Here is a 25,471-nt window from a genome sequence, read left to right as displayed (position 1 = left end):
GGAATGCCGCCATCAGGCGCCGAGGCGCCGCACGAAGTCGTCCGGAATGTGGTAGTCGTCGCGATTCAGCTCCGAGATGGACGACTTGCTCAGCCCGATGAGGCTGGAGTCCAGGCCCGACCGCATGATGTCGAGCACGTTCTCGACACCCGCCTGGCCGTTGGCACCCAGGCCCCAGAGGTAGGCGCGGCCGATCATCACCGCGCGAGCACCGAGGGCGAGAGCCTTTGCCACATCGGAGCCGCGGCGGATGCCGCCGTCGAGCAGGACCTCAACATGGTCGCCGACCTCGTCGACGATCGGCGCGAGGCAGCGGATCGACGCCGGGGTGGCGTCGAGATTGTTGCCGCCGTGGTTCGAGACCGAGATCGCCTTCACGCCGGCGTCGACAGCGCGCTTGGCATCGTCGATGCGGGTGATGCCCTTGAGCATGACCGGGCCGTCGTAGTTGTCCACGACCCAGGCGATGTCGTCCCACGTCGCGGGCGGGGTGCCCATCCACTCGCCGTAGGCGCCGAAGAAGGTCGGCCCCATCTCGCCCTGGTTGACCAGGTTCGGGGTGGTCAGGTCCGGGAACCGCTTGTTGGTGATCACGTCGCGCGCCCACTCCATGGCCCACCGCGGGCTCACGGCGATCTCGGGCGCCATGGTGAGCATGGCCTTGGCGTCGAGCTTCTCGGGGATCGCCGGGCTGCCCCAGTCACGGCCCATCGAGAACGACCAGTCGGTGGTGAGGATGACGCCCGCGGCGCCTGCCGCCTTCGCACGCTCGAGGCGCTCGAGGACCCTCTCCTTGCCGCCGAGCCAGTACACCTGGAAGAAGGTCTGCGGGTTCGCCGCGATGACCTCCTCGATGGGCTTGGAGGCGAACGAGCTCAGGCCCATCGCGGTGCCGCGGGCGGCCGCGGCACGGGCGACGTCGACCTCTCCGTCGGGGGTCACGGCCTGGACACCGGTCGGCGAGATCATCACCGGCAGGCTGATCGGCTGCCCCATGACGGTGGTCGCCAAGTCCCGGTCCTGCTTCGCGCCGATCACGTGCGGTTTGGGCTCCAGCTCGCTGAACGCATCCATGTTGTCGCGCAGCGTCACTCCGGCCTCACTGCCGCCGACGAGCGCCATGTACACGCTCTTGGGGAGCTTCTTCTTGGCGCGCTGCTGGGCCACGGCCACGGATTCGAACCAGGGGTTCTGCCGCCAGGGGTTGGCCTCGGCGATCTTGGACAGGCGGGACACGGGCGTGCCTCCTTCTCTGGGGTTGTCGAAAGTTCAGGGGGCCGGCACGCCCCGGGTCGCCCCACCGCCGCCGGGCGAGGCCCGGGGCGGCGGGGCGCGTCAGTACCGGTGCGGCCTAGATCGGGGACTCGTCACACAGGCTGGTGGGCCTGCGCGGCGGCGTGGTGACCAGGGTCAACGGGATCGGGCCCGTGGGCTGCTTCCGTGCCGCGAGACCCATCGGCCGGGTGTGGTCCTGGGACGGCGCGGGGATGTTGCGCTCGGCGGCGAGTAGTCCCTCGCCGTAGCCCTGGACGCACTCCGGGTCGGGCCCGTCCATGGGCAGTCCGGTGAAGAACTTGGCGGCCATGCAGCCGCCGCGGCAGCTGTCGTAGAAGTCGCAGGCCGAGCAGGCCCCGGCGGACTGTGGCTCGCGCAGCTCCCGGAACAGCTCGGAGGTCTGCCACACGGTCTCGAAGCCGCCGTCCGACACCACGTTGCCGGCGAGGAACTGCTCATGGATGGCGAACGGGCACGCGTACACGTCACCGATCGGGTCGATGAGGCAGACCACGCGGCCGGCGCCGCACAGGTTGAGGCCGGGCAGCGAGCCCTGGCCGTCGCCGAACGCCGACAGGTGGAAGAAGCTGTCGCCGGTGAGGACGTTCTCGCCGTGGGCGACGAGCCAGTCGTACAGCTCGCGTTGCTGTTCCGGAAGCGGGTGCAGGTCGTCCCACACGTCGGCGCCACGGCCGGACGGACGCAACCGGGTGATCCGCAGGGTCGCGTCGTACTTGTCGGCCAGCGCCTTGAACTCGTCGAGCTGGGAGACGTTCTCGCGGGTCACCACGACCGAGATCTTGGAGTCGCGGAAGCCCGCGTCCTTGAGGTTCTGCAGTGCGCGGCAGGCCATGTCGAACGAGCCCGGCCCACGGACGGCGTCGTTGACCTCGGCGGTCGCACCGTCGATCGAGATCTGCACGTCGACGTAGTCGCTCGCGGCCAGGCGGCGGGCCACCTCCTCGTCGATGCGCACACCGTTGGTGGAGAACTTGACGCCCACCTGGTGGCTGGTCGCGTAGTCGACGAGCTCCCAGAAGTCGGGGCGGACGGTCGGCTCACCGCCACCGATATTGACGTAGAAGACCTGCATTTTCTGCAGCTCGTCGATGATCGCCTTGCACTGCTCCGTGCTCAGTTCGCGCGGGTCGCGGCGACCGGACGAGCTGAGGCAGTGCACGCAGGCGAGGTTGCAGGCGTAGGTGAGTTCCCAGGTGAGGCAGATGGGGGCGTCGAGTCCACGCTCGAACTGGTCGACCAGGCGGCCGACGGGAGCTGGACTTGCGGGACGGTCGAGCATGCTGGTCATGAGGTCTCCTCGATCATGCGCGAGGCGGCGAGCTGGCCGAGCGCGTGCAGATACAGCCGCGCGGTACCCGGATCATCGATCTGCACCCCGGCGGCAGCGCAGGCCGCGCGCGCGGAGGGGTGATCGGCAAGGGTGCGGACCACCTCGACGATGGTCGGCGACTTGAGAAAGCTGAGCTTGCGGGTGTGGAAGTGGTAGAGCAATGCCCCGAACGGCTCGGGCCGAAGCGCCACCCCGGGGTGCAGGCGCCAGCCGGCGTCGAGATCGAACGCCGCCGGGGCGGCTTCCTGTTCGGCGCCGGCCGGCGCTGCTGCGGAGGTCATCTCAGTAGACCCCGCACATGCCGTCGATGGAGACCTCCTCGATGAGGGCCTCCTCCAGCACGACCTCGGTGTTCTGCGTGTTCTCCATTGCGTGTCCTCTCGTCTGCGCATGGGGATGTCTCACCACGAACTGGTGAGATCTGCATCATATTGGCACTTGGTGCCACTTGCAACGGTTTCTGATTTAAACTCCTCCCATGGAGCCGCAGGAGAGGGTCGAGGGGCGCACCCCGGGCCGCCGCCCGTCGACCACGCGCGCCTCGATCGTCGAGGTCGCGCTCGCGCTCTTCGCCCGCTGCGGGTACGAGTCCACGAGCGTCGACCAGATCGCAGAGGCCGCGCACATCTCGCGACGGACACTGTTCCGCTACTTCCCGGGCAAGGCGGCGATCGCCTGGGGCGAGTTCGGTGAGCAGATCCACCTGATGCTCGACTACCTCGACGCGGTGCCCGAGTCCACTCCCCTGCGCGACGCGCTCGCTGACGCCCTCGTCGCGTTCAACACGTTCCCCGACTCGCAGACCGAGGTGCACCGCGTCCGCATGCGTCTCCTGCTCACCGTCGACGAGCTCCGGGCGCATTCGACGCTTGTCTACGCGGACTGGCGGCGGGCGGTCGCAGGCTTCGTGGCCGACCGCCGCGGCGAGTCGGTCGACGACCTGATCCCTGCCGCCACCGCCCACGCCGCTCTGGGGATCGCCCTGTCGGCGTATCGACTGTGGATCGACGAACCGGGCGCGGACCAGGACCACCTGCACGATCTGCTGCGCGCGGGCACCCAGATCCTGGGCTGACGCGGCCCGGTCCGAACTCACGCCCGCGTCGGCACCTCGCCGGGCATGTCGACCACTGGCCGGGCCGACGCGCAAGTCAGGACGGGGCTTCGGTCTAGGCACAGAACTTACTGGCGGGTAACCTCGTCGTCGTGACCAACAGCTCCCCCACCTCCGCCGTCAGCGCCGCCGCGAGCACCGCCACCTACAGGCTGTGGCAGCAGGCCAACCGTCTCCCCTTCGGCTCCCGCCTGTTCACGGCCGCGGTGAGCCTCAAGGCGCCCTACTTCCGCACCGCCCTACCGCACGTCACCGAGATGCGCCCCGGGCGCTGCGTCGTACGCGGGCCGGGCTGGTGGGGCAACCGCAACCACATCGGCACCTTCCACGTGATCGCGGCGTGCAACCTCGCCGAGTTCGCCATGGGCATGCTCGCCGAGGCCACCGTGCCCACCACGCACCGCTGGATCCCCGTGGGCATGAACGTGCGCTACCCCGCCAAGTCGACAGGCGGCATGACAGTGACCGCCGAGTGGGAGCAGATCCCCGACTTCGGGTCGATCACCTCCGGCGAGGAGATCGAGGTGCCGCTGACGTTCGTCGACGATGCCGGCGTGGAGCCCGTGGTCGGCAGCATCACGATCCGCGTATCCCCCACGAAGAAGCGCTGATCGGCGCAGCCTCACCACCGCCGGCCGGTGTCCGCATAGCGGGCGCCGGCCGTTGTCGTCGTCGGCGCAGTCGTGGGCGCAGTCGTGGGCGCAGTCGTCCGCGCGGTAGCCGTGGCCGGCCCGGCCGTCGCCTCGACATTTACTTTCCGTTGCGGAAACGGAAATGAACCCCTACTGTTTCCATCATGGAAAGAGACAACGGTCCCCGCCCCGACTATGACCCCCGCGACGCCCTGGCCGACGTGGCAGCGACCCGCAGCTCCGTCGCCGACCGGCTGATCACCCCGTGGTGGTACCACCCGGCACTCGGCACGATCCTCGCCGCGCTCGTGCTGGTGGGGGCGCTCGACCTGCACAATGCCGTCCGGATCCCCGTCGCCGTGGCGTGCGCCGCGGCGATCGGCCTGCTGGTCTCCGCCTACCAACGCGTGACGGGGCTGTGGGTGGACATCCGGAACCTCGGCCCCGTCTCCTTGCGCTGGTGGTTCGCTTACCTGGTGATGGTCGTCGCGGTGGTCGGGATCTCGCTGGTGCCGTCCTTCACCGACCGCGGCCTGCCCGGGTGGACGACCGCGCTGCTCGTCGTGGTGATCCTCGTCGGGACAATCGTGCTGGGCCGCGGGATGGACGCGGCGATGCGCGCCGAGATCCGCTCCGGCGCGGCCACCGCCCCCGAGGCGCGCCGGTGAGGGACCGCCGGCCGACACCGCGATTCGACGAGACCATTCACGCCCCGCACCGACTGCGGATCTGCGCGTTGCTCGCGCCCGTGGAATCGATTGAGTTCGGGACGGTGCGTGACGAGCTGGGCGTGGCCGACTCGGTGCTGTCCAAGCAGTTCAAGGCCCTGACCGACGCCGGGTTCGCCACCACGTCCAAGGCCAGGGGCGACACCGGGCGTCAGCGGACGTGGCTGTCGTTGACCCGAGACGGCCGGCGCGCTTTCGCCGGTCATCTCGAGGCGCTGCGTGAGCTGGCCGCGGCCGCGGAGGGCCTGCCTGACGGCGAGTAGTCGCCCGCCGCAGCGGGGACCCGCGCGGAACTCGGCCGTGGCAGAAATCAGCGGTGGCGGCGAGATCAGTCGCGAGTGCGGGCGTCGAAGGCCTTGATGGCGATCGGGGCGATGATCACCGTGAGGCCGACGATCCAGATCAGGGACGCCGCGAGCGGGTACTGCAGCGGGAGCGCCGCGTCCGGCCCGACGGCCGGGGCGTTACCCCACAGCTGGCGCATCGCCTGCACCACCGACGACAGCGGGTTCCACTCCGCGAACGCGCGGAGCCACGTCGGCATCGACTCCGGCGGCGCGAACGTGTTGGCCAGGAACGTGATGGGGAACGTCGTGGTGAACATGACGCCGTTGACCGCCTCGATCGTCTTAAGCCGCGAGCCCACCACGATGCCGATCCAGATCATCACGAAGCCGAAGCCCACCAGCACGAGGTAGCCCAGCAACGCGTCGATAATCCCCGTGTGGATCCGCCACCCCACGAGCAGGCCGGTCAACGACATGACCACCACGCCGATCGACGAGTGGATGAGGCTGGAGGCACTGCGCGCGATGAGGATCGAGGAACGCTGGATCGGCAACGTGCGGAAGCGGTCGATGATCCCCTTGTTCAGGTCGTTGCACAGGCCCGAGGCCACGATGAACGACGAGAACGCCATGGTCTGCGCCATGATCCCGGGCAGCAACCACTCGCGGTAGTCGCCGCTCGAGACCGCGATCGCACCGCCGAAAACGAACGCGAACAGCAGCACGAACATCACCGGCTGGATGGTGACGTCCGCCAGGTTCTCCGGCTGCCGACGGATATGGAAGAGGTTGCGGCGCACCAGCGCCGATACCTGGCGCCCGAACGAGGGCCCGTCCGGCCGGGCCGGGACGCTGAACGCCCTGGAGGCGGACGCGTCCGCGGTGGGGTCTACTACGGTGCTCATGCCCGCTGCTCCTGTTCGGTGGTCTCGTCCCGGCCGTCTCCGACGTTCGACGCGTCAGCCTCGGGCTCCTCGGCCCTGCGGCCGGTCAGGGAGAGGAAGACGTCGTCGAGGCTCGGGCGCTGCAGTCCGATGTCGTCGAGTTCAATGCCGGCCTCGGAGAACGCGGAGGCGATGCCCGCCAGTGCCGACACACCCTCCGACGGCGCGGTGATCCGGCGCGAGTCATGGTCGACGTGATACTCCTCGATTCGTCCGGCGAGCACCCGTGCCGCGCCGTCCACGTCCTCGGGCCGGGACACGGTGATCACCAGGCTCGCGGCACCTGACCGGTCCTTGAGCTGCAGTGGCGTCCCCTCCGCGATGACCTTGCCGTGGTCGATCACGATCACGTTGTCCGCCAACTGGTCGGCCTCGTCGAGGTACTGCGTGGTGAGCAGCAGCGTCGTGCCGTCCCGCACGAGACCCCGGAGGACGTCCCACAGCTCGTTGCGCGACCGCGGATCGAGACCGGTGGTCGGCTCGTCGAGGAACAGCACCGGCGGCGCCGCCACGAGGCTGGCCGCGAGGTCGAGCCGGCGGCGCATCCCGCCGGAGTAGCTCTTGGCCACCCTGGTGGCGGCGTCCGTGAGTGAGAACTTGTCGAGCAGCTCGTCCGCGCGGGCCTTGACCGACTTCTTCGGCAGTCCGTACAGGTCCCCGATGAGACGGAGATTCTCTCGCCCGGTCAACAACTCGTCGACGGTCGCGGCCTGCGCCGTGAGCCCCATGGCCTTGCGGACCTCGGCGGGCCGGCGGAGGACGTCGTACCCGGCCACGCGGGCGGTTCCGGACGTGGGCGGGCTCAGCGTGGTCATCATGCGGATGGTCGTGGTCTTGCCGGACCCGTTCGGACCGAGCAGACCCAGCACCGATCCGGTGGGGACGGAGAAGGAGATGCCGTCGACCGCGGTGAAATCGCCGAATCTCTTCACGAGGTTCTCGGCTTCGATAGCGGGCGCTGACGGGGTCGCGCTGGCGGCGGGCGCTGGGGTGGTCACCAGAAAAGAGTGGACCCCGACCGTCGCGCAGTCAATAACTCCCCAGGTTGATGAGGACACGTTCTGTCACCAGCCTGACGCCGCGGGGCACGCCGCCACCGACGCGCCGGTGCGCCTCGCGAAGAACGACCCGGTGCCTGCCAGGACGGCTCTAGGCTCGGGTACATGCCCCGCATCACCATGACCTCCGTCCACGTCGACGACCAGGGACGCGCACTGCGCTTTTACACGGACGTGCTCGGGTTCGCCGTCAAGTACGACATCCCGGCCGGCGAGTACCGCTGGCTGACCGTCGTGGACCCCGGCGCACCGGACGGCACGCAGCTACTCCTCGAGCCCGACCAGCATCCCGCGGCGAGCGCCTACACCTCCGCGCTCCACGCCGACGGCATCCCCGCCGCGCAGTTCGAGGTCGACGACATCGAGCGGGTGCACACCGAACTGAAGGAGCGCGGCGCCCGGATCGTGCAGCCACCGACCGAGACGGGGCCGGTGTGGACGATGATCGTCGACGACACCTGCGGCAATCTCATCCAGTTGGCTACCGCTCCCGACATGTAGGAACCTGTTCCCGTTTGTGGTGGTGGAGCACGCTCCGCGTATCGTGAAGTGTCCACCGAGCGACACCACTCGAGCAAAGGATGACCGGTACCGATGAGCCCCATGTCGACCATCCCGCCGACGATCGCCCGTTCCTGGCTGCTCCTGCCGGCCGACAAGTCCGAACGCTTCGACGCCGCCGTACAGTCCGAGATGGACGTCGTGGTCCTGGACGTGGAGGACGGCTGCCGCCAGTCGGAGAAGGGGCGCGCCCGTCGCGAGGTCCGCCAGTGGCTCGAGGCCGGCAACCACGCCTGGATCCGGATCAACGACGTCCGCTCCCCCGAGTGGGAGAAGGACCTCATGGCGCTGGGCCACTGCCCCGGGCTGGACGGCGTGATGCTGGCCAAGACCGAGAACCCCGAGCACGTCGCTCTCACGGCCGCCCGGCTGGCGCCGGACACCCCGATCGTGGCCCTGGTCGAATCGGCGGACGGCCTTGCCCAGGCTGCGGAGATCGCGGCGTCCGAGCAGGTCGTCCGGCTGGCGTTCGGGGTGGGCGACTTCCGCCGCGACACCGGCATCGGCTCGTCGCAGATCGCGCTGGCCTACACCCGTTCGCAGTTCGTGGTGGCCAGCCGGATCGCACGCGTGGCCCCGCCGATCGACGGTCCGACCATCTCCAATGACACGCGGGTTCTCATGGACGCCGCCGAGCACGCCGTCGAGATGGGCATGACCGGCAAGTTGTGCCTGCGGGTGGACCAGGCCCCCTACATCAACGAGGTGCTGGCGCCGTCGGCCGCCGATGTCTCGTGGGCCGAGTCCGTGATCGACGAGCTGGGCCCCGGCGGCGAGCGCTGCCGCGACGGCTCGGACCTGCCGCGGCTGGCCCGGGCGCAGAAGATCTCGCGCCTGGCCCAGGCGTTCGCCGGCAGCCGCTGAGTCCCTCATCCGCCGACCCGATCACCCGCCGCCCAGGGCGGTCGCGCCCGTGCATCGACGGATCGGTCGCGATTCGTAATATCGTCGTCGTGATCGGAGAGATCCCGTCGCGATCCGGCAGGTAGCCTCTCGGCCGATGCCTGCCAGATCGCGACCGATCCCGATCCGGCGGACGCTCCGCCGTCAGCGAGGGCTCTCGCCGGTGACCAGCGGCAGTTCCGGGTTCCCGGCCCATGCGGTCATCGAGCCGTCGTAGATCGCGACATCATCGCGGCCCGCGAGCGCGAGCGCGTGGGCTACGCCCGTCGCCGCGATGCCGCCACCGCAGTAGGTGACGACGCGCATGTCTGTGTCGAGCAGTCCGGCGCTCTCGAACTCCGCCCGCAGCTCCTCGACCGGCCGCAGGGCGCCGGATGCCGGATCACGCAGGGTGAACACGGGAAGATTGATGCTGCCGGGGATGTGCCCCCGGCGCGCGTAGGTGTCGACCTCGCCGCGGTAGGTGGCCTCGTCGAGGACGTTGACCAGGACGGTCCCTTCGTCGTCGAGGTTCGCGGCGACCTCGTCGGTCGACCGGATTAACCCGGGTCGTCGCGTCCCGGTGAAGGTGCGCGGCGTCGGCTCGGGGACCACGTCGGTGACCTCGAAGCCCGCGGCCTTCCACGCCGGGAGCCCGCCGTCCAGGACGGTCACCTGATCGAAGCCCTCGTAGCGCAGGTGCCACCAGAAACGGGTGGCCCAGAAGCCGTCGTGCTGGTCGTAGACGACGACCGTGGCACCGTCGCCGATCCCGAGGGCACCGGCCGCCGCGGCGAACCGCTCGTGGTCGGGTGCTGTCCAGGGCTCGGCGGCAGCAGGATCCGCGAAGTCGCCCAACAGGTCGGCGAAGAGCGCGCCGGGGATGTGCTCGGCGCGGTAGGTCTGCGCGCCGGACTCGGGGACGTAGGGGCCGTCGGTGGGGACGGGGAGATGGTTGGTGGCGTCGACGACGACGAGGTTCTCGTCGTTCAGATGGTCATGCAGCCACCGGGGGCTCACACTGAGCGGAGTCATCGGATGTCCTTTCTCGAGGGGATGACCCCACCATAGACAGATCTGTCTGTTTTCGGCATCCGTGCAGGCCCTCTCAGGGGCGGCGCGTGGGCCCGTGCCGTCCGCTCGATGTCGGCAGCACAACGAGGACGAGGCCCCTCACGCCGACACACTGGGCACCGGCGTGAGGGGCCCCTCGCAGGGCGTGCGCCGGCTCAGCCCCAGCCCCGCGCGGCGAGACGGTCGGCGTCCGCCATCCCCTGGTTGCCCTGATTCGCCGCCTGCGAGATCTCGGCGAGCATCGCCTGCAGCGCGGCCGCCGCCTGGTCCCAGTCCTTCTGGTGCATCTGATAGGCCACCGCGGCGTCGCCCTCCCACTCGGCGACGAGCGGAGCGAGGTACTGCTTGAGGTCGTCCAGGGTGCCACGCAGCTGGACGGAGGCCTGCGATACCTGCCCCACCAGCGCGTCGATCGAGCCGTGGTTGTAGGTGATCTGTCCTGAGGTCATGTCGGTTCTCCCCGTTCGAAGGTGTGGGTGGATCAGAACTTCAGCGGGCCGTCGGCGCCGGCCCTGGAGATCAGCTGAGCGGACTCCTGGTCCGCGGCGTCGAATGACGAGCTGTTGACCCGCATCGTCTCCGAGATGCCCTCGAGGGCCCGGTTGAGCTTGGCGCTCTGCTGCTGCCACTCGGACATAATCTGGGTGAACCGGGCCTGGGCAGCGCCTCGCCAGACACCGCCGCCCAGCTGGGACACGGAATCCCGGACGTTGCCGAGCAGCCGGTTGATCTCCATGTTGACCTCATCGACCCTCTTGGCCGCGGTGTCCATGGTCCCGATATGCGTATTGAAACCGGTCATGTCTGCCTCCCCTGTAGTCGTGCGGATGCCTCTTGGGTCCGTCACAGTGTTCGACGCACCCGTGTGCCCGGTCGGTTCCACCTATTCGAAGAAACCTGGCCCGGTCTGGTCACCAGGCCGCGTAGAGCCGCGAGGCCGCGTCCGCCGGGGCGATCGGGGGCACCACGAACGACAGCAACCTCGCCCGGTCACAGGCGTCGACGACCCGCTCGGCGAGCCGGCCGCGGGCCAACACCTCGGTGGACCCGGTCCCGGCCTCGCGACGCCTCCGCCGCACCTCGGCGATCGCGTCGAGGATCCGCCGCACCTCGTCGTCGACGAGGCCGTCCCTGGCGGGGTCCCGGCGATGAACCACCGCCCGGTCGACGAGGGTGAGCCCGGCGCGGGTGCGCTCGACCAGTCCCACCGTCGTGCGGGTCCGGCAGGTCTCCACACAGACGGCCCAGCGGGAGGACGACGACGACAAGGCCTCCGCCGTGGCCAGCGCCGACCTGACCACGCGCGCCTCGACTCCCAGATCGCGGACAGCGGCCGTGAGCCGGCTCGTCCGGCTGACCCCCCAGTCACTGGGCGCCAGGAGCACGACGTCCTCCCCCGCGTCGCCCGACCACCGCAACGCCCGGGCGACGGGGGCGGCCAGCAGCTCCGCCACGGGGACGGACAGGCCGGCCACGTCGACCCGACTCCGGTGCACTGTCCGGGCCGGGTCGGCGAGACAGCGATCCGGGAACCGCGCGGCCGCCGCCTCCGACCTCTCCGAGCATTCGAGGCGATCACCGCCCGGTGGCAACGAGGAACCGTCCATCGCGGCCAGGACGGACACCGGTGCGACGACCGGGTCCAACACCACCGACGCCGTAGCCGAGGCGACCGCCAGTCCGGAGCAGGAGAGGTCCACCGCGAGCACCGCACCGTCGCTCCGGCCCGCCCCGGCCACCGGGCCGGTCGCGGTGGCCGCCGCGGTTCCCGGCGCCGAGCCGGTCATGCGGTCGGCCCCGGCTTCGCCAGTGCGGTCTGCACGAGGCGCGCACCGCCGTCGCGGGTGACGAACCTTCCGCGTCCGGCGGGTAGCGGGCCCGGGCGGACGCCGCCCAGCAGCGGTCCCTCCTCACGGCTGCCCGACATGATGAGCCCGGCGCCGCCGAGGTCTCGGATCCTGCTGACGAACGGGTCGTACATCGCGCGCGAGGCACCCGCGCTCCGACGCGCGAGCACCACCGATAGTCCGATGTCCCGTGCGTGCGGAAGGAATCGGGCCAGCGGTTGCAACGGGTTGCCGGCACCGGTGATCACCAGATCGAGATCGTCGACGAGCAGGGTGATGCGCGGGCCGCTCCACCAGGACCTCGACCGCAGCTCATCCGGCGTCACATCCGGACCCGGCATGCGCTCGTCGAGGATGCGCTCGAGATGCTCGACCATCGGCACGAACGCGCCCTCGGTCGCGGCGTAGCCCGCCAGGTATGTGTCGTCGAACTCCCCCAGCATGGAACGCCGGTAGTCCGCCACGATGAGCTTGGCGTGGGCGGGATCGTTCCCGGCGACGAGCCCCCGGGCCAGCGACCGGAGCACAGAGGTCTTGCCGCATTCGGAATCGCCGAACACCAGCATCAGCGGATCGGCTTCGAGGTCGGCGTAGGCCACCGTGAGGTCGGACTCGTCGAGCCCGAGCGGCAGTCGGGTGCGGCCACCGTCCGGCCCGGGGCGGGCCAGGCTCGCCACCTGCTCGTAGGGCAGGACCTCGGGAAGCATGCGCACCGGCGCCGCGCCCACGTCCCCGACCCGCGCGCGCCATCGCGCCGCCAGGTGCCGCGCGGCGTCAGCGGTGGCGTCGGCGATGCCGCCGGGGTCGACGCGGCCGTCCAGTCTGGGCTGGTAGACCAGCATGTGCTCGCGGTCGCGGGTCAACCCCCGGCCCGGTGCCACCGGCACGCCCATCGCCGCCCGCCGGTCGATCATCGAATCGGTGGGGTCACCCAGCCGCAACTCGACCCGGGTACCGAGGGCGTCGCGCAGTGCCGGCCGCAGATCGGCCCAGCGTGCGGCGGACAGGACGACGTGGATCCCGTACGACAGTCCGTCCGCGGCCAGGCCGAGCACCACCTGCTCGAGGTCCTCGTACTCGGTGCGCAGCGCCTGCCACCCGTCGACGACGAGCAGGACGTCCGGGAACTCCGCGACCGGCCGTCCGTCCCGATCGACCGTGCGACGACGAGCCTGCTCGACCGAGGTGATGCCCGACTCGCGGAACGCGGTCTCCCGGCGGCGCCGCTCGGCGTCGACCTCGGCGACCGTGCGACGGATCCGTTCCTCGTCACCTCGCTGGGCCACGCCGCCGACGTGCGGCAGCGAGGCGACCGACCGGAGAAGCCCGCCGCCCAGGTCCACGATGTAGACAGATAGGCGGTCGGGCTCGGACGTGGCCGCGGCGGACAGCACGAGGGTGCACAGGGTCGTCGACTTCCCGGCGCGCGTCCCGCCCACCACGGCCACGTTGCCGTCCGCACCCGACAGGTCCACCGTCCAGGTGGCGCGACGTTGCTCGAACGGCAGATCCACCACGGCGAGCGGGAACCGCAGCGCCGCCGGCCCGCCCCCCGGGCCCGCCTGTCCGGCGCCCGTGGGCTCGGCGGCCACCGCCGCGTCGAGTGGCGCACCCTCGGCCAGCGGGGGCAGCCACACCTCGTGGGCCGGTCGGCCATGCCCGGTGAGCCTTCCGACCAGCACGTCGAGCAGGCTCGCCGAGTCGTCGTCTGTCGGCGTGGGCGGGGCGAGGGCGGCGTCGTCGACCGGCGGCAGTGCCGGCGCCGGCACCGGCATGTACCACGAGGTGAAGGGCCGCACGGTCGCCCGGGCGGCCGGGGTCGCGACGGACGAACCGTCCAGTCGCCGGTCCTGCCGGTACGGTCCGGAGACGTAGGCGGCGTCGAACCGTACGGGGTCGCCGGCGTCCACCTTGAGGTAGCCGGCACCCGGGGTCGCGGGCAGGTGATAGGCGTCGGTCACCCCCAGCACGGTGCGTGACTCGGTGGCCGAGAACGTCTTGAGGGCGATGCGATACGAGAGGTGACTGTCGAGCCCGCGCAACCGCCCCTCCTCGAGCCGCTGCGAGGCCAGCAGCAGGTGGATGTGCAGGCTTCGACCCAGTCGGCCGATCGTCAGGAAGAGTTCGGCGAACTCCGGCTTCGAGGAGAGCAACTCGGTGAACTCGTCCACGACGATCACCAGGGCGGGCAGCGGGTCGAGCGAGGCCCCCCTGGCGCGGGCGGCCTCGTACTCGCCGACGTTCGCGTAGTTCCCCGCCGCGCGCAGCATCTCCTGGCGCCGGGTGAGCTCGCCCTCGAGGGCGTCGCGCATCCGGTCGACCATCGTGATCTCGGCCTGCAGATTGGTGATCACCGCGGCCACGTGGGCCAGCGGCTCCAGTCCCAGGAACGTGGCGCCGCCCTTGAAGTCCACCAGGACGAGGTTGAGCGCGTCCGGGTCGTGCGTCGCCACCAGCCCCAGGACGAGCGTGCGCAGGAACTCGGATTTCCCGGATCCGGTGGCACCGATACACAGCCCGTGCGGCCCCATGCCACCGTGCGCGGCCTCCTTGAGGTCGAGTTCGACCGGCGCCCCGTCGGGGCTGACCCCCACCGGGACGCGCAGGCGGTCGCGCTCACCGCGACGTCGCCAGGCGACCGCCGGGTCGACCTGTGTGGCCACCCCGATCCCGAGCAGGTCCGGCAGGCCGGGTGCGCGCCGGGTGGTGGTGGAGCCGTCGGCATGGGTGACCGTGTCCGCGGGGCGGTAGCGGGACAGCGCCATGGCGAGCCGTTCCGCCTCCGGAGGGCTCATCGCGTCGACCCGGGCGATGTCCTCGTCGCCGCTGTCGGTGCGGATGCGGGCGACGCCGTCGTCGTCAACCCGCAGACACAGGCCGCGGCGCAGGGCGAGGTCGCGCAGCTGCCCCGCGCGGCTGCCGGAGACCTCGATGACGGTGACGCCGTCGAGTCCGTCCTCTGCGAGGATCCGCTCGGCGCCGGTCACCCCGACGCCGTCGACGACGAGCACGAGGTGTGCCCGTCCCGGTACCTGCGCCGCACTCGGCGAGAACGTCGGACGCTCGGCGATCTCGGAGCCGAGCATGGACTCCACCCCGGCCAACGAGAACTCGGTGAGACGGACCCGCCCGCCGCCGTCGGTGTAGACCGGATGCTCATGGTGGGGAAGCCATTTGAGCCATTCCCACGCCCGCCGGGCCTCCCCCTCGCTCGCGGCCACCGCGACCCGCACCCTGCCCGGGCCGTGGGACAGGACCAACCCCGCGAGCATCGCGCGGACCGCCGAACGCACGGTGGCCACCTCTCCGTCCAGCGACAGTGCCGCGAACGCCCGCAACTCGAGTGCGACCGGCAGGTCATCGACCACCGAGTGCACCCGGACGAAGCGCCGCATGCTCACCACGGAGACCGGCTCCAGGTCGTCGACCGGACCGGTGTCGGGCACCCTGAGCGGGGTGGCGAGCGACTGCCGCCCGGGGCCGACGCGGAGCGTGAGGTCGTCGGGGTCGTCGTCGTTCCTCTCCCACATGCGGGCGGTTCCGACCATCGCCGGCAGCTCGACCGGATCCGGGTGGCGCCACAGGGCGGCCGCCCGCTGCGCCGCGGCCGTCCCGCGCACCGTGTCCCGGGTCTGGCCCAGGTAGCGCAGATAGTCCTTGCGCAGCTCGTCGGTCTCGACGGTCTTGCCGCCGCCGCCGAGGCTGCCGGCGAGCATGCCCACCGCCGAGACCGCCATCATCACCGGGAACAGCAGGAACATGGGATTACGCATCATCCCGGTGCGCATCATCACCACGACCATGCCCACCACGGCCACCACCAGGACGATGGGCAACACTATCTGAATGAGCGGGCGCGGGGTGGGGCGCGGCAGGTCCGGCGGCGCCTGCAGCGCCACCTCCCCCTGCGGCACCGGCGGCGCGGCGACTTTCCCGGCACGCGTGAACACCACGTCCCCCATGACCCGACCCCCTCGCGAGCTGCAGACCGGCGGGCGCCACGAGTTGACGCCCCCACGAACGACCCCGGACGCCGACAATGATCCGCGTATCGAACGGCGATGTTAGGGCAGTACACGTACTGACGGGTCACCTACCGGCGAGGTCGGGCACGGCTGACCAGGGTGGGTGCACCGAGTGGGAGGTCCGGCAGTGACACGACAGAGCGAGGTCCGTGAGGTCGCCGCGGGCGTCGAACCGCTGGATCAGCGGCGTGTGTCGATCGTGTGCCGGTCCACGCGCGTCGACGTGAGTCTGCCGGCCCACCTCGAGCTCGTCTCGGTGATCCCGGAGGTCGTGGACCTGGTCCGCGACCACGTCCGTGTCGCCGCGGGGCCGGGCTCCGGCGTGGACGCCGACGCGCGGATGGGTGGCGGCACCGGTGGGTCCTGGCAACTCTCCCGCCTGGCCGGGGGTCCGCTGGCCGTGTCCGAGACGCTTGCGCAACAGCGCGTGCACGACGGCGAGATCCTCGTGCTGGACCACCGCCCGGTGCCCACGCCGGCGCCGTTGTTCGACGACGTGCTGCAGGGACTGACCGAGCCCGACGTCGCGCGGTCCCCGGTCTGGGACCGCCGGGATGCGGTGTTGACCGCCACCGCGACGGCGGGGGTCGCCGCCGTGGCCGCCGCTCTCGCCCTCGGGATCCAGTGGTCGGCGCGCGGTGGGCTGCTCACGTCACTGATCTCGCTGGTGCTGGCATTGCTCGGCCTGGCCGCGGTGATCGCCCTGCGCCGTACCCCCGCGCCGGGCGCCGCGCACGCGGTCGCGGGGTCGGTCGTCGTGGGGTTCACGGTCCTCGCCGCCGGGACCACGGGGCCCCCGCCCGCCGGGCCCGGCACAATCCTGGGCGCGTGTACCGCCGGCGCGGTCGCGGCGACTGTTCTGCGCTGCACCGTGTTCCGTCCGACAACCGGGACATACGGGATGGCGGCCGGTTACCTCGCCGCGGCGATCGCACTGGGCGTCGGCGCGGTCGGGGCGCTGGTCGTCGCGGTGGCCGGTATCCCGGCCGGCTCCGTCGGGGCCGGGGCGGTGCTCGTCGGCCTCCTGCTGCTCACCGCCGCTCCGCGACTCGCCGTGTCCGCCGCACGCATCCCGATCCCGCCCGTGCCGGCACCCGGCGAGGAGGTCGCGAACGGCGACCTCGAGGAGATCGACCACGACCTCCACGCCCGGATGGCCGATGCCCGCCGGCCACAGGGGCAGCTCCCGACACCCGAGGCGCTGCGGCACCGGTTCCTCACCTCCCGCTCCTGGCTGACCGGACTGCTGCTCGCGGCCGTGACCGTGTGCACGTCCGGCGCGCTGACCGCCCTGTCCGGGGACGCGGCGAGCCGCTGGGCGGCGCCGCTCGCCCTGGTGCTCATCGTGGTCCTCGTCCTGCGCGGTCTCGGCTATTCCGACCGCGTCCACACCACGGTGCTGCTCGCGGCGGCGTTGGTGCTCGCCGCGGGGGTCCTGGTGGGCGCCGCGCTGTCCTTGGCGTCGCCGGTCGGGGTGGTGGTACCCGCCGCAGTCGCCGTCGCGGTCGCCGTCGTGGTTGCGGCCTCGGTCCTGCCCCACGTCGACCCCTCCCCTGCCACCCTTCGTGCGGTGGGGGTCGTCGAGGCGATCTCGATCTGCCTCGTGGTGCCGCTGGCGGTGGGCGCGATGGACGTCTACTCACTCGTGCGCCAACGATGAGACGCGCCCTGGCACCCGCCGCCGGGTTCTCCGCCGGCGCCCGGGTCGCGCTGGCGATTTTCGTCGCGCAGCTCGGCACACCCGCGTTCGCGTCGGCGGTGGAGCCGCCGACCGTCGACGGCCCGGTGCCCCGGGCGACCGGCCTCGCGTCGGGGCCGGTTCGCCAGGACGGGCCGTGTCGCACCACCGCGGCGGTGCTCTCTCCGTCGTCGCCGCCGGCCGCGGCCACCGCCGCCGAGCTACGCGACGCGTGGATCCACGGGCGTGGCGAGGGACAGGTCGTCGCCGTGATCGACACCGGCGTCAACCCGGGCCCGCGCCTGCCCAGGGTGCGCGGGGCCGGGGACGTGGTGCCCGGCCGGAACGGGACCGAGGACTGCGACGCCCACGGGACCCTGGTCGCGGGTGTCCTCGCCGCCGCCGAGGACGAGACGGGGCATTCGGGCATCGCGCCGGGCGTCGAGATCGTCTCGATCCGCCAGTCCAGCAGCGTCCTGCGCGCCGATTCGCGGGCGGCCGGACGGGCGGGCGACCCCGGCAGTGGCGACGGGGTCGGCATGGACGGGGCGCCCGTCGGCACCGGTGGCGGGGTGGGGACCCTGACGACGCTCGCGACGTCGATCCGGTTGGCGGTGGACGCGGGGGCCGACGTCATCAACATCTCCGAGGTCGCCTGTGTGCCCGCCGACACGGCGCTCGCGGACGACCCCCTCGGCGGCGCCATCCGCTACGCGGCGGTGGACCACGACGTGGTGGTGGTCGCGGCGGCCGGCAACGTCGGCGACACCTGTGGCGACCAGAACCCGGCCGGACCCGACGCGTCCGTCCCGGGCGACGAGGGCTGGTCCGGCGTCCGGACCATCGCCTCCCCCGCCTGGTACGACGACCACGTCCTGACGGTCGGCGGCGTGGACCCGGCCGGGCGTCCCACCGACTTCTCGCTGCGCGGACCGTGGGTCGACGTCGCCGCCCCGGCCGTGGACCTACGGTCAGTGGGCGCCGACGGCGCCGGGGTCTCCGACCTGGTCGTGGGCGGCGACGGTTCACGGGCGCCCATCAGCGGGACCAGCTTCGCCGCCCCCTTCGTCGCGGGCACCGCCGCACTGGTCCGGCAGGCCCACCCCGGGCTGACGGCCCGTCAGGTGATCGAGAGGATCGAGAACACCACCATCGCCGCGGCCGGCGGCCACGACCACGCCATCGGCCACGGTGTGGTGGATCCGGTGGCGGCCGTGACCGGAGTCCGCAGGCCCGGAACCAGACGCCCCGCCCCGGCGAGCACCACCCTGGCGGCGCCGTCCCCCGAGCCGGGCCCACCCGGAACCGGGAGCGGGGCCCTCGTGGCCGCGGGGGCGTTGGCACTGGGGGCGGCGGCGCTCGTGGTCGTGGTCCTGCTCCGACCCCGGGACGACTCGCGCTGACCCGTCGACCGCGGCGTCAGCCGGTCGGCTGCTCGTCTCCGGCCAGGGTCAGGTCCGAGCCGTCGCGGCTGACGAGCGCGGTGGCGCGGTCCAGCCGCGGTCCGGCCGGCAGCCGGTCGAGGATGCCGCCGTCCGTCGGCACGGCGACGCCGCCGAGTCCGAGAACCGCGGCGGTCTCGTCGTCCGGCACGTCGAATCGCACCCCCGTGTCGGCGACGATCGTCGTGACCGCGCCGCGCGTCGTGGTGCCACGCCCCGCCGCGGCCACCATCAGGCCGCCACCGGGGACGCCCACGGCGTCCACCGCGGGCCCCGCGCCGTCCGCACCCGCCACCGGACGTGCCTCGGTCGGACCCGGGGCGGGGGCGCCCGCGATGATCGCCATCCGCCGCACCGACGCGTCCCCGTCGGCGGCCTCGCGCACACACAGCACCGGGGAATCGGCCGCCGCCAACACCGAGGCCCGGGTGCGGGGAAACGCCTCGACGTCCAGCGCCACCGAGCGCGGCACCCCCATCCGATCCGGGGCGATGTCCACCACCGCGCCGACCGTGGAGGTCGACCGGATCACGTCGGCGAGCACCGGCCCCACCTCCTGGACCCCGTCGGCCAGGGCGACGTGGGCCCGCGGCCCGCTCGCGGTGTCCACGGTGAAGACCTGCCCGATGCGCAACCCGGCCAACCCGTAGTCGACCGGCTCGCCGATCATGTCGATCTCCGGCCGGGCGACCCGGTCGAGTTCCGGTAGCGGGTCGAGCAGAGCCGCCGTCACAGGGCGGGGGTCCACGCCGCCCAGCCCCAGGATCGACAGCAGGTCGGAGTCCTCGAGATCGATACGCGCCCGCGCCCCGTCGCGCAGCAGCCACCCCTCGCCACCGGTCTCGACCAGCACGATCTCGTCGGCATCCGTCTCCCGTCCCGGACCGGCCCCCTCCCGCGCGACGACGCTCGTGCCCACCACGCGCGGGCGGCCCCGGTCGGCGTCGGCGACCTCGTCACACACCGACCACGACACGGCCGCGGCCGCGTCAGCATCACGGTGACCGGGCAGCGCCGAGGGCGCCCCCGGAATACCCAGCAGTCCGCCGCGGGCGGTGCCCTCGATGTCCGAGTCGCGCACGGTCTCGGGTTCGGCCGGCTCGCCCACGACGAGCCGCGCCGAGGCCAGGTTGTGGACCGGGTGGACGCGGTCACCGGCACGGACATACATCTGACCGGAGTCGCGCCCCACCATGATCGCGGTGCGGTCGACGTCCGGCGCCGGGTCGAGCAGCGCCAGTACAGCCGCCCCGGCCACGCCCACGACCGCCGCGACCACCCCGACCGTCAGGCCTGTCGCCTGGCGCTTGAGGGGGTCGTGCAGCATCCGGACGTCACGCGAGACCACCGCGTGGCGGGCTCGCCGGGCGAGGAAGCGATGCCCGTCCACCTGCGCCTTGGTCGTGGGTCTGAGCGGCACGCCCCGCCTTTCGTTCGCCCGATGTTGACGCCCCTTGACCGGGGTCACCGGGGGTAGGCTACGCGACGATCCGGTCCTGATGGCCGGTCATCCCGGGCCGTCCGGCGCGACGACCGGCGGATGTCGGTGCGCGAGGAGGACGAGCTCATGTCGGCGGTCCCCACGCTGCTCGGACTGGCCGCGACGGTGGCGGCCACGGTGCTGCTCACGGTCCTCAGCCCGGCGTCGCTGCAGCCGTGGGTGCAACTGCTGGTCGCGTGTGGGATCGCCGCGGTCGTCGCCGCGCGACGTCGCGGACGCCCGCTGCTCGCGCGCGATCCGGCGCCGCGGAAGGTGCCGGTCGACGTGGTGGATCTGCGCGCACCGGACCGCTCCGTCGTGGGCTGTGTCGAAGGCGACAGCGTGGTCACGACCGCCGTCGAGATCTCCTCCGGCGCCTACGTCCCGACCGTGGTGGGGCGCGATGCCCCGGGCGATCACCGCGGCGGCCGCCTGCCGCTCGCCGCGATCGCGCGGCAGCTCGACCAGGGTGGGATCGTGATGGAGGGGATCGACGTCGTGGTGCGCGGCCGGCGTGCCGCACGAGGCGACGACGGCGAGGTGTACGCGCAGCTCGTCGGGCCGTTGGCCCTGATCTCACACCGGAGCGTCCACCTGCTGCTCCGCTTCGACCTGGCGCCGCTCGCGCTGCGCGGCTCCGCGGGGGCGGAGGCGCCGTTGGACCATGCCGTGGCGGTGGCGACCGAGCGGGTGCGCCGTGCTCTGGTCCACCACGGGATGCCGTGCCGGGTGCTCGACGCCACCGAACTCGCCGAGCTCTACGTGGAGGCCGAGGCGAGCCCGGGCGACGGGCGGGGGCTGGTCCTGCGCCCGGCCGCGGATCCGCGGGTGGTGAGCGACCGACTCGCCGCGGTCCGTGCCGCCGAGATCACCGAGGTCGTACGCCTTCGCCGGGTCCCGGGTCGCACCGATGTGGTGGACACGGTGACCACCGTCGGCCTCACCGGGATCTCCGACGGCGCCGTGGACGAGGTCACGTCCGGATGCCACCGTCTCTCGAACCCCGCCGTGCTCCCGGTGCCGGGCGAGCCGATGCCCGGGACCGTCTCGGGCTGTCTCGACCGGCGCCGCATCGACAGGCTCGACGAGGCAGCCCTGCCCGCCCATGGCGCCGGACAGATCCTCGGCGCCACTCGGGACGGCGGCGCTGCCGCTGTCCAGCTGGCCGGGCCGCACCTGCGGTCGGTGCTCCTCACGGCCAGGCCCCCGGTCTGTCGCCAGGTCGCGTTTCGCGCGGTGGCGGCCGGCTATCGGATCGCGGTGGTGACCGATGTGCCCGACCGGTGGCGGCCCCTGCTGCGGATCGGCGACGAGGCCCGGTACCGGATCGTCCACCCGGACGCCTCGGACGCGGGAGCTCCCGTCGACGCGGTGATGTGGGACGTCGACGGCCCGCTCAGCGAGGCCAGGATCGACGCCCTGGCCGGCCCGGGAGGACCCGACGTCACCCCGCCGACGGTCATCCGCGTGGACGCCGACTGGGAGCTTCGCGGCGGGCGCGGCCTCAGGTCCGCCGCGCCCCCGGATCTGGTGCTGGACGGCCGGATCGACGGCTGGATCTCGGTCGAGCCCCGCGCGGACGAGTCCGGCATGGGCGAGTCGGTGCGCGTCTCCGTGGTCGTGGGCCCCGGCGAGGAGGCGTTCGTGGGGCCGGCAGCCCTCACACCCGCAGGTGCTGCACCTTCCGCCAGCCCGGGTCATCCGTGATGGTGACGGTGACCTCGCCCTGATCCCAGCCGCACGCCGCGGCGCGTAGTTGCTCGTGTGCCGGGGTGGTGGAGTCCACATAGAAGTGCAGCAGCCGCGCGCCGTCGCAACTCTCCGCGCCCACGCACTCCCCGGTGCCCTCGAGCCGCTCCACCAGGTGATCCTCGAGATCCCGCAGGCCGGGCAGCGAGAGCGAGCCGGGCAGCCCCCCGTCCTCAACATCCGTATAGGGAACGTTCACGGCCACGTGACGGTCGAAATGCGGGGCGGACAGGGACACGAGCGGTACCCGCACCACCGCCACGAGCGGACCGCTGCACGTGTCGCCGTGGAGGATCTGCCAGGCCGGGTCACCCAGCTCATCGGTGTTGTCCACCGACAGCTCGCTGAGGATCCGGGGTAGCTCACCCAACGCCACCGCGTCGTCGCCCGGCGCGATCGCATTGGCGCGGATCACGCCCACCCAGGTCTCCACCTGCTCCTCGCCGCAGACCGCGTCCAACAGCAGGTACGCGGCGATGCTCGCGTCCGCCCCCACCAGACCCGCGAAGCCCGGGTGGTGCACGGTGATATCCGCCCGCGCCAGCCCCAGATCCACAACCACCTCCGCCTCATCGAATCCCAGGCGGCGATCGCGGAAGTACATCGCGCAGCCGCGGACCGGTTCACGGAGGTCGGCGTAGCTCCACGTCGCGTCCGCGGCCGGGGCCGAGGCGAGCCACCTGCGGGCCGCGCCCCGCAGCTCCGGGACCCCCGCGGCGGTGACGGTCAGCCTGTGCGGCTCCCCTTCGGCGGCAGGGATGAACTCCCACGACAACCCGGGGTCGATGGCCTCGACCAGCGAGGTGATCTCGGGGACCACACGGCGCCCGTCCCCCGAGTCCAGGGCCGCGGTCGCGCGCCCGCGACCGCCCTCGGCCCACCACCGCCAGAACGCGGTGACGGCCCGGTCGGACCGCAGGCGGGCGGTCTCGATGCGTACTCCGGAGAAGTCCAGCGACCGCGAGAGCTGCCGGGGTCGCGCCGCACCGATCGCCATCTGTTCTCCTTCCGCAGGTGCCAGGGGCCCGTGGGCCCAACCTGTCCCCAGTATCCGGATAACCGGCCACCTGTGCCCGCAGCGCCACACCCGGGCGGGTCGGCGGCAGGTCGGAGGCGGTGCCGACACCACGGGGCGTCGGCGCAGGGACGCTCGCACGAGACGGGAAGTGCGGACAGGGCGGGCGCCGCGGACGGGCGAACCGCACGGACCGCGGCTCCTACCCGCAGCAGGAACCGCCGGCCGGTCCCGGCGTCCCCGGAGCCTGCCGCACCTCGCGGGTGACGAGGTTGCGGGCGGCGAGCTCGTCGTCGTCGGGATAGTCGACCCGCACCAACGCCAGCCCGCGCGCGGGCGCCACCGGCACCGCCGACGACCGCTGCGTCTCCGACAACAGACCGGTGATCCAGTCGAGGCTGCGCCGCCCCTCCCCCACGGCCATCACGCCGCCCACCAGACTGCGCACCATCGACCAGCAGAACGCGTCGGCACTCACGCTCGCCGTCCACACCTCGGCGGCCCCGGGCGCATCCGTACCCCGCGGGTCCGGCTCCACGCGCCAGTCAAACCTCTGCAGCTCCCGCACCGTCGTGGCACCCTCACGGCGTCGACAGAACGCCGCGAAATCGTGCAGGCCCAGCAGCCGCTCGGAGGCCTTCCGCACCAGGTCGAGATCCGCCTGCCGCTGCCAGGCCGCGGTGTCGCGGGCCCGCGTCGGCTCGGCGCCCCACGGCGCGGTGGTGAGCCGGTACTCGTAATGGCGGCGCAGGGCCGAGAAGCGGGCGTCGAACTCGGCGGGGGCCCAGCGGGCGCCCATCACCGCGACGTCGTCCGGCAGCAGCCGCGCCAACCGCCGCACCAGCAGCTCGGGGCGCCCCTCGAGGGAGCGCTGGTCGAGCCAGACGGGGTCCACGTCGAGGTGGCAGACCTGGGCGTGCGCGTGGACGCCGGCGTCGGTCCGGCCGGCGACGGTCACCGTCACAGGCTCCCGCAGGACCTTCGCGAGTTCGGTTTCGAGGGTCCCGCACACGGTGCGCAGGCCGGGCTGGCGGGCCCACCCGGAGAAATCGGTGCCGTCGTAGGCGACGTCGAGGCGGATCCGGCGGGTGCTCACGGACTACAGACGCTAGACCACGCCCGCGCGCTGACGCCACACGCCCGGCCCGGTCCGCGCCGCCTGCGGCAGGATGGACAGATGTCGTCGTCCTCGCCCTGCCCTGACCGTGCGTCGCGCCACCCGGCACCGCGCGCGGCCCCACGGACGACGCCCCGCGCCGCGCTTCTCGCCGCGGGAGCGGCGGCCGCCCTGGCACTGGGAGCCTGCACCGCTGACGACGACAACGCCACCGCCGACCCCACGCCCACCGGCAGCGCCACGGCAGTCGAGGACGGCACCGGCGAAGGGGCGCGGTCCGGCTCCGGATCCGCCCCCGGCTCCGGTCCCGACACCGCGCCCGCGTACTCCCGGTACGTCGCGCTGGGCGACTCCTTCGCCGCGTTCGGCCCCGTCGACGCGCCCACCACCGGGCCGTCGCGGTGCTACCGCTCGACCCGCAACTACCCGGCGCTGGTCGCCGAGCGCCTCGGCGGCGGCCCCTCAGGCGATGTCTCCAGCGCACGCACCGGCGGGCCCGGCGCCGTCGAGTTCGTCGACGCGACGTGCGGCGGAGCCCGGACCCGCGACATGATCGGCGCGCAGCGACCGGACATCCCGGCCCAGTTCGCGGCGCTGACGGCCGACACGGACCTGGTCACGCTCTCGATCGGCGGCAACGACATCGGCTTCGGTGACATCGCCGGGTGCGTGACGAGCACCCGCGCCGACACCGGCGCCCCGTGCCGCGATCGGCTGGAGACGCTCGTCACGGACGCGCTCGGCGCCCTTCCCGACGCGCTCGACGCGGTGTACGCACGCATCGGTGAGCTCGCTCCCGAAGCGCGGGTCGTCACCACCGGCTACATGCCACTCGTACCGGCACACGGCGGCTGCGGGTTCGTGTCCGCCATGGCCCCCGGCGACGTGACGTGGACCCGCCAGGTGACCGAGCGGATCAACCTCCTCGTCGCGGACGCCGCCGAGCGGGCCGGCGCGGAACCGGTCATGCCCGTCGACGCCGCGGATCGTCACGCGTGCGCCCCGGCCGGCGAGCGGTACACGGACTTCACCGGCGCCGGGACGGGCTCGCACCCGATGCACCCGACCGCCGAGGGGCAGGCCGCCATGGCGGATGCGGTTACCGCGGTGCTGTGACCACCAGATCATGAGCAGGTCCGGGAGCCTGACAGCCCCGGGAAGACGACGGCCCCGGAAAGACGACGTAGGCCCCGTCTCCGCGGGAAGCGGAGA

General features: G+C 72.4%; 24 protein-coding genes. 10 read left to right on the top strand and 14 right to left on the bottom strand.

Annotated elements, in window-relative coordinates; all coding sequences use genetic code 11:
- Positions 1–12: 12 nt before the first annotated feature.
- From mftD to mftA, 4 genes are all read right to left on the bottom strand, one after another.
- On the bottom strand, positions 13–1,236 hold the full coding sequence (mftD, locus tag ACWIE7_RS10345; RefSeq protein ID WP_454058390.1) for a pre-mycofactocin synthase MftD: 1,224 nt from the start codon (positions 1,234–1,236) through the stop codon (positions 13–15).
- 115 nt (positions 1,237–1,351) lie between these two features.
- A complete protein-coding gene (gene mftC, locus ACWIE7_RS10340; protein ID WP_452098633.1) occupies positions 1,352–2,584 on the bottom strand; it encodes a mycofactocin radical SAM maturase in 1,233 nt (410 codons plus the stop codon).
- Positions 2,581–2,907 carry a mycofactocin biosynthesis chaperone MftB gene (mftB, locus tag ACWIE7_RS10335; RefSeq protein WP_452098632.1) on the bottom strand — a complete coding sequence of 109 codons (327 nt, stop codon included), beginning with the start codon at positions 2,905–2,907 and terminating at the stop codon, positions 2,581–2,583. The genes mftC and mftB overlap by 4 nt, the downstream gene beginning before the upstream one ends.
- Position 2,908: 1 nt before the next feature.
- Entirely contained in the window at positions 2,909–2,995 is an 87-nt protein-coding gene (gene mftA, locus ACWIE7_RS10330; protein WP_067716580.1) for a mycofactocin precursor MftA, read from the bottom strand.
- Between the two features lie 109 nt (positions 2,996–3,104).
- Here mftA and ACWIE7_RS10325 point away from each other — a divergent pair, with 109 nt between their 5' ends.
- The 4 genes from ACWIE7_RS10325 (at position 3,105) to ACWIE7_RS10310 (ending at position 5,363) form a co-directional block, all read left to right on the top strand.
- Positions 3,105–3,701, top strand: coding sequence for an acyl-CoA-like ligand-binding transcription factor (locus ACWIE7_RS10325; protein ID WP_452098631.1), 597 nt, complete (start codon positions 3,105–3,107; stop codon positions 3,699–3,701).
- A 131-nt stretch (positions 3,702–3,832) separates the two neighbouring features.
- Positions 3,833–4,351, top strand: coding sequence for a hotdog fold domain-containing protein (locus ACWIE7_RS10320; protein ID WP_454069217.1), 519 nt, complete (start codon positions 3,833–3,835; stop codon positions 4,349–4,351).
- A gap of 185 nt (positions 4,352–4,536) precedes the next feature.
- A complete protein-coding gene (locus tag ACWIE7_RS10315) occupies positions 4,537–5,040 on the top strand; it encodes a hypothetical protein (protein WP_454058391.1) in 504 nt (167 codons plus the stop codon).
- On the top strand, positions 5,037–5,363 hold the full coding sequence (locus tag ACWIE7_RS10310; protein ID WP_454069216.1) for a transcriptional regulator: 327 nt from the start codon (positions 5,037–5,039) through the stop codon (positions 5,361–5,363). The genes ACWIE7_RS10315 and ACWIE7_RS10310 overlap by 4 nt, the downstream gene beginning before the upstream one ends.
- A gap of 65 nt (positions 5,364–5,428) precedes the next feature.
- Here ACWIE7_RS10310 and ACWIE7_RS10305 read toward each other — a convergent pair whose 3' ends face one another.
- Entirely contained in the window at positions 5,429–6,292 is an 864-nt protein-coding gene (locus ACWIE7_RS10305; protein ID WP_452098626.1) for an ABC transporter permease, read from the bottom strand.
- On the bottom strand, positions 6,289–7,329 hold the full coding sequence (locus ACWIE7_RS10300) for an ATP-binding cassette domain-containing protein (RefSeq protein ID WP_452098625.1): 1,041 nt from the start codon (positions 7,327–7,329) through the stop codon (positions 6,289–6,291). The genes ACWIE7_RS10305 and ACWIE7_RS10300 overlap by 4 nt, the downstream gene beginning before the upstream one ends.
- A 165-nt stretch (positions 7,330–7,494) precedes the next feature.
- Between ACWIE7_RS10300 and ACWIE7_RS10295 the strand changes: the two genes are divergently transcribed.
- Together ACWIE7_RS10295 and ACWIE7_RS10290 are read left to right on the top strand one after the other, a co-directional pair.
- Positions 7,495–7,890, top strand: a complete 396-nt coding sequence (locus ACWIE7_RS10295; protein ID WP_454058393.1) for a VOC family protein — start codon at positions 7,495–7,497, stop codon at positions 7,888–7,890.
- Between the two features lie 102 nt (positions 7,891–7,992).
- A complete protein-coding gene (locus ACWIE7_RS10290) occupies positions 7,993–8,814 on the top strand; it encodes an HpcH/HpaI aldolase/citrate lyase family protein (RefSeq protein WP_454069235.1) in 822 nt (273 codons plus the stop codon).
- A gap of 183 nt (positions 8,815–8,997) precedes the next feature.
- On the opposite strand, the gene ACWIE7_RS10285 is transcribed toward ACWIE7_RS10290, so the two are convergent.
- From ACWIE7_RS10285 to eccCa, 5 genes are all read right to left on the bottom strand, one after another.
- Entirely contained in the window at positions 8,998–9,867 is an 870-nt protein-coding gene (locus tag ACWIE7_RS10285; protein ID WP_454058394.1) for a sulfurtransferase, read from the bottom strand.
- Positions 9,868–10,061: 194 nt separating this feature from the next.
- Positions 10,062–10,355, bottom strand: coding sequence for a WXG100 family type VII secretion target (locus ACWIE7_RS10280; protein WP_295651525.1), 294 nt, complete (start codon positions 10,353–10,355; stop codon positions 10,062–10,064).
- Positions 10,356–10,387: 32 nt separating this feature from the next.
- Positions 10,388–10,708: a WXG100 family type VII secretion target gene (locus tag ACWIE7_RS10275; RefSeq protein ID WP_452098622.1), complete on the bottom strand. Its 321-nt coding sequence runs from the start codon at positions 10,706–10,708 to the stop codon at positions 10,388–10,390.
- A 109-nt stretch (positions 10,709–10,817) separates the two neighbouring features.
- Positions 10,818–11,693, bottom strand: a complete 876-nt coding sequence (locus ACWIE7_RS10270; RefSeq protein WP_454069215.1) for a hypothetical protein — start codon at positions 11,691–11,693, stop codon at positions 10,818–10,820.
- Entirely contained in the window at positions 11,690–15,715 is a 4,026-nt protein-coding gene (gene eccCa / locus ACWIE7_RS10265; protein WP_454069214.1) for a type VII secretion protein EccCa, read from the bottom strand. Before eccCa ends, ACWIE7_RS10270 begins: the two co-directional genes overlap by 4 nt.
- A 190-nt stretch (positions 15,716–15,905) precedes the next feature.
- Between eccCa and eccD the strand changes: the two genes are divergently transcribed.
- Both eccD and mycP read left to right on the top strand, forming a co-directional pair.
- Positions 15,906–17,438: a type VII secretion integral membrane protein EccD gene (eccD, locus tag ACWIE7_RS10260; RefSeq protein ID WP_452098619.1), complete on the top strand. Its 1,533-nt coding sequence runs from the start codon at positions 15,906–15,908 to the stop codon at positions 17,436–17,438.
- On the top strand, positions 17,435–18,859 hold the full coding sequence (mycP, locus tag ACWIE7_RS10255) for a type VII secretion-associated serine protease mycosin (RefSeq protein ID WP_454069213.1): 1,425 nt from the start codon (positions 17,435–17,437) through the stop codon (positions 18,857–18,859). The genes eccD and mycP overlap by 4 nt, the downstream gene beginning before the upstream one ends.
- 16 nt (positions 18,860–18,875) lie before the next feature.
- On the opposite strand, the gene eccB is transcribed toward mycP, so the two are convergent.
- Entirely contained in the window at positions 18,876–20,318 is a 1,443-nt protein-coding gene (gene eccB / locus ACWIE7_RS10250; RefSeq protein WP_454069212.1) for a type VII secretion protein EccB, read from the bottom strand.
- Between the two features lie 120 nt (positions 20,319–20,438).
- Between eccB and ACWIE7_RS10245 the strand changes: the two genes are divergently transcribed.
- Positions 20,439–22,085 carry a type VII secretion protein EccE gene (locus ACWIE7_RS10245; RefSeq protein WP_454069211.1) on the top strand — a complete coding sequence of 549 codons (1,647 nt, stop codon included), beginning with the start codon at positions 20,439–20,441 and terminating at the stop codon, positions 22,083–22,085.
- Here the strand turns inward: ACWIE7_RS10245 and ACWIE7_RS10240 are convergent.
- Positions 22,039–23,124, bottom strand: coding sequence for a DUF695 domain-containing protein (locus ACWIE7_RS10240; protein ID WP_452098615.1), 1,086 nt, complete (start codon positions 23,122–23,124; stop codon positions 22,039–22,041). The genes ACWIE7_RS10245 and ACWIE7_RS10240 overlap by 47 nt on opposite strands.
- Before the next feature lie 220 nt (positions 23,125–23,344).
- Positions 23,345–24,238 (bottom strand): tRNA pseudouridine(38-40) synthase TruA, encoded by an 894-nt coding sequence (gene truA, locus ACWIE7_RS10235; protein WP_454069210.1) that lies wholly within the window; start codon positions 24,236–24,238, stop codon positions 23,345–23,347.
- 81 nt (positions 24,239–24,319) lie between these two features.
- Between truA and ACWIE7_RS10230 the strand changes: the two genes are divergently transcribed.
- The gene (locus ACWIE7_RS10230; protein WP_454058401.1) at positions 24,320–25,375 is read left to right on the top strand and encodes an SGNH/GDSL hydrolase family protein; all 1,056 of its coding nucleotides are present in this window, start codon (positions 24,320–24,322) and stop codon (positions 25,373–25,375) included.
- The last annotated feature ends 96 nt before the right edge of the window (positions 25,376–25,471 follow it).

The organism is Dietzia sp. NPDC055343, assembly GCF_053645265.1.
Note: the sequence above shows the minus strand (reverse complement) of the source record. Positions and strands in the feature narration are given on the sequence as shown.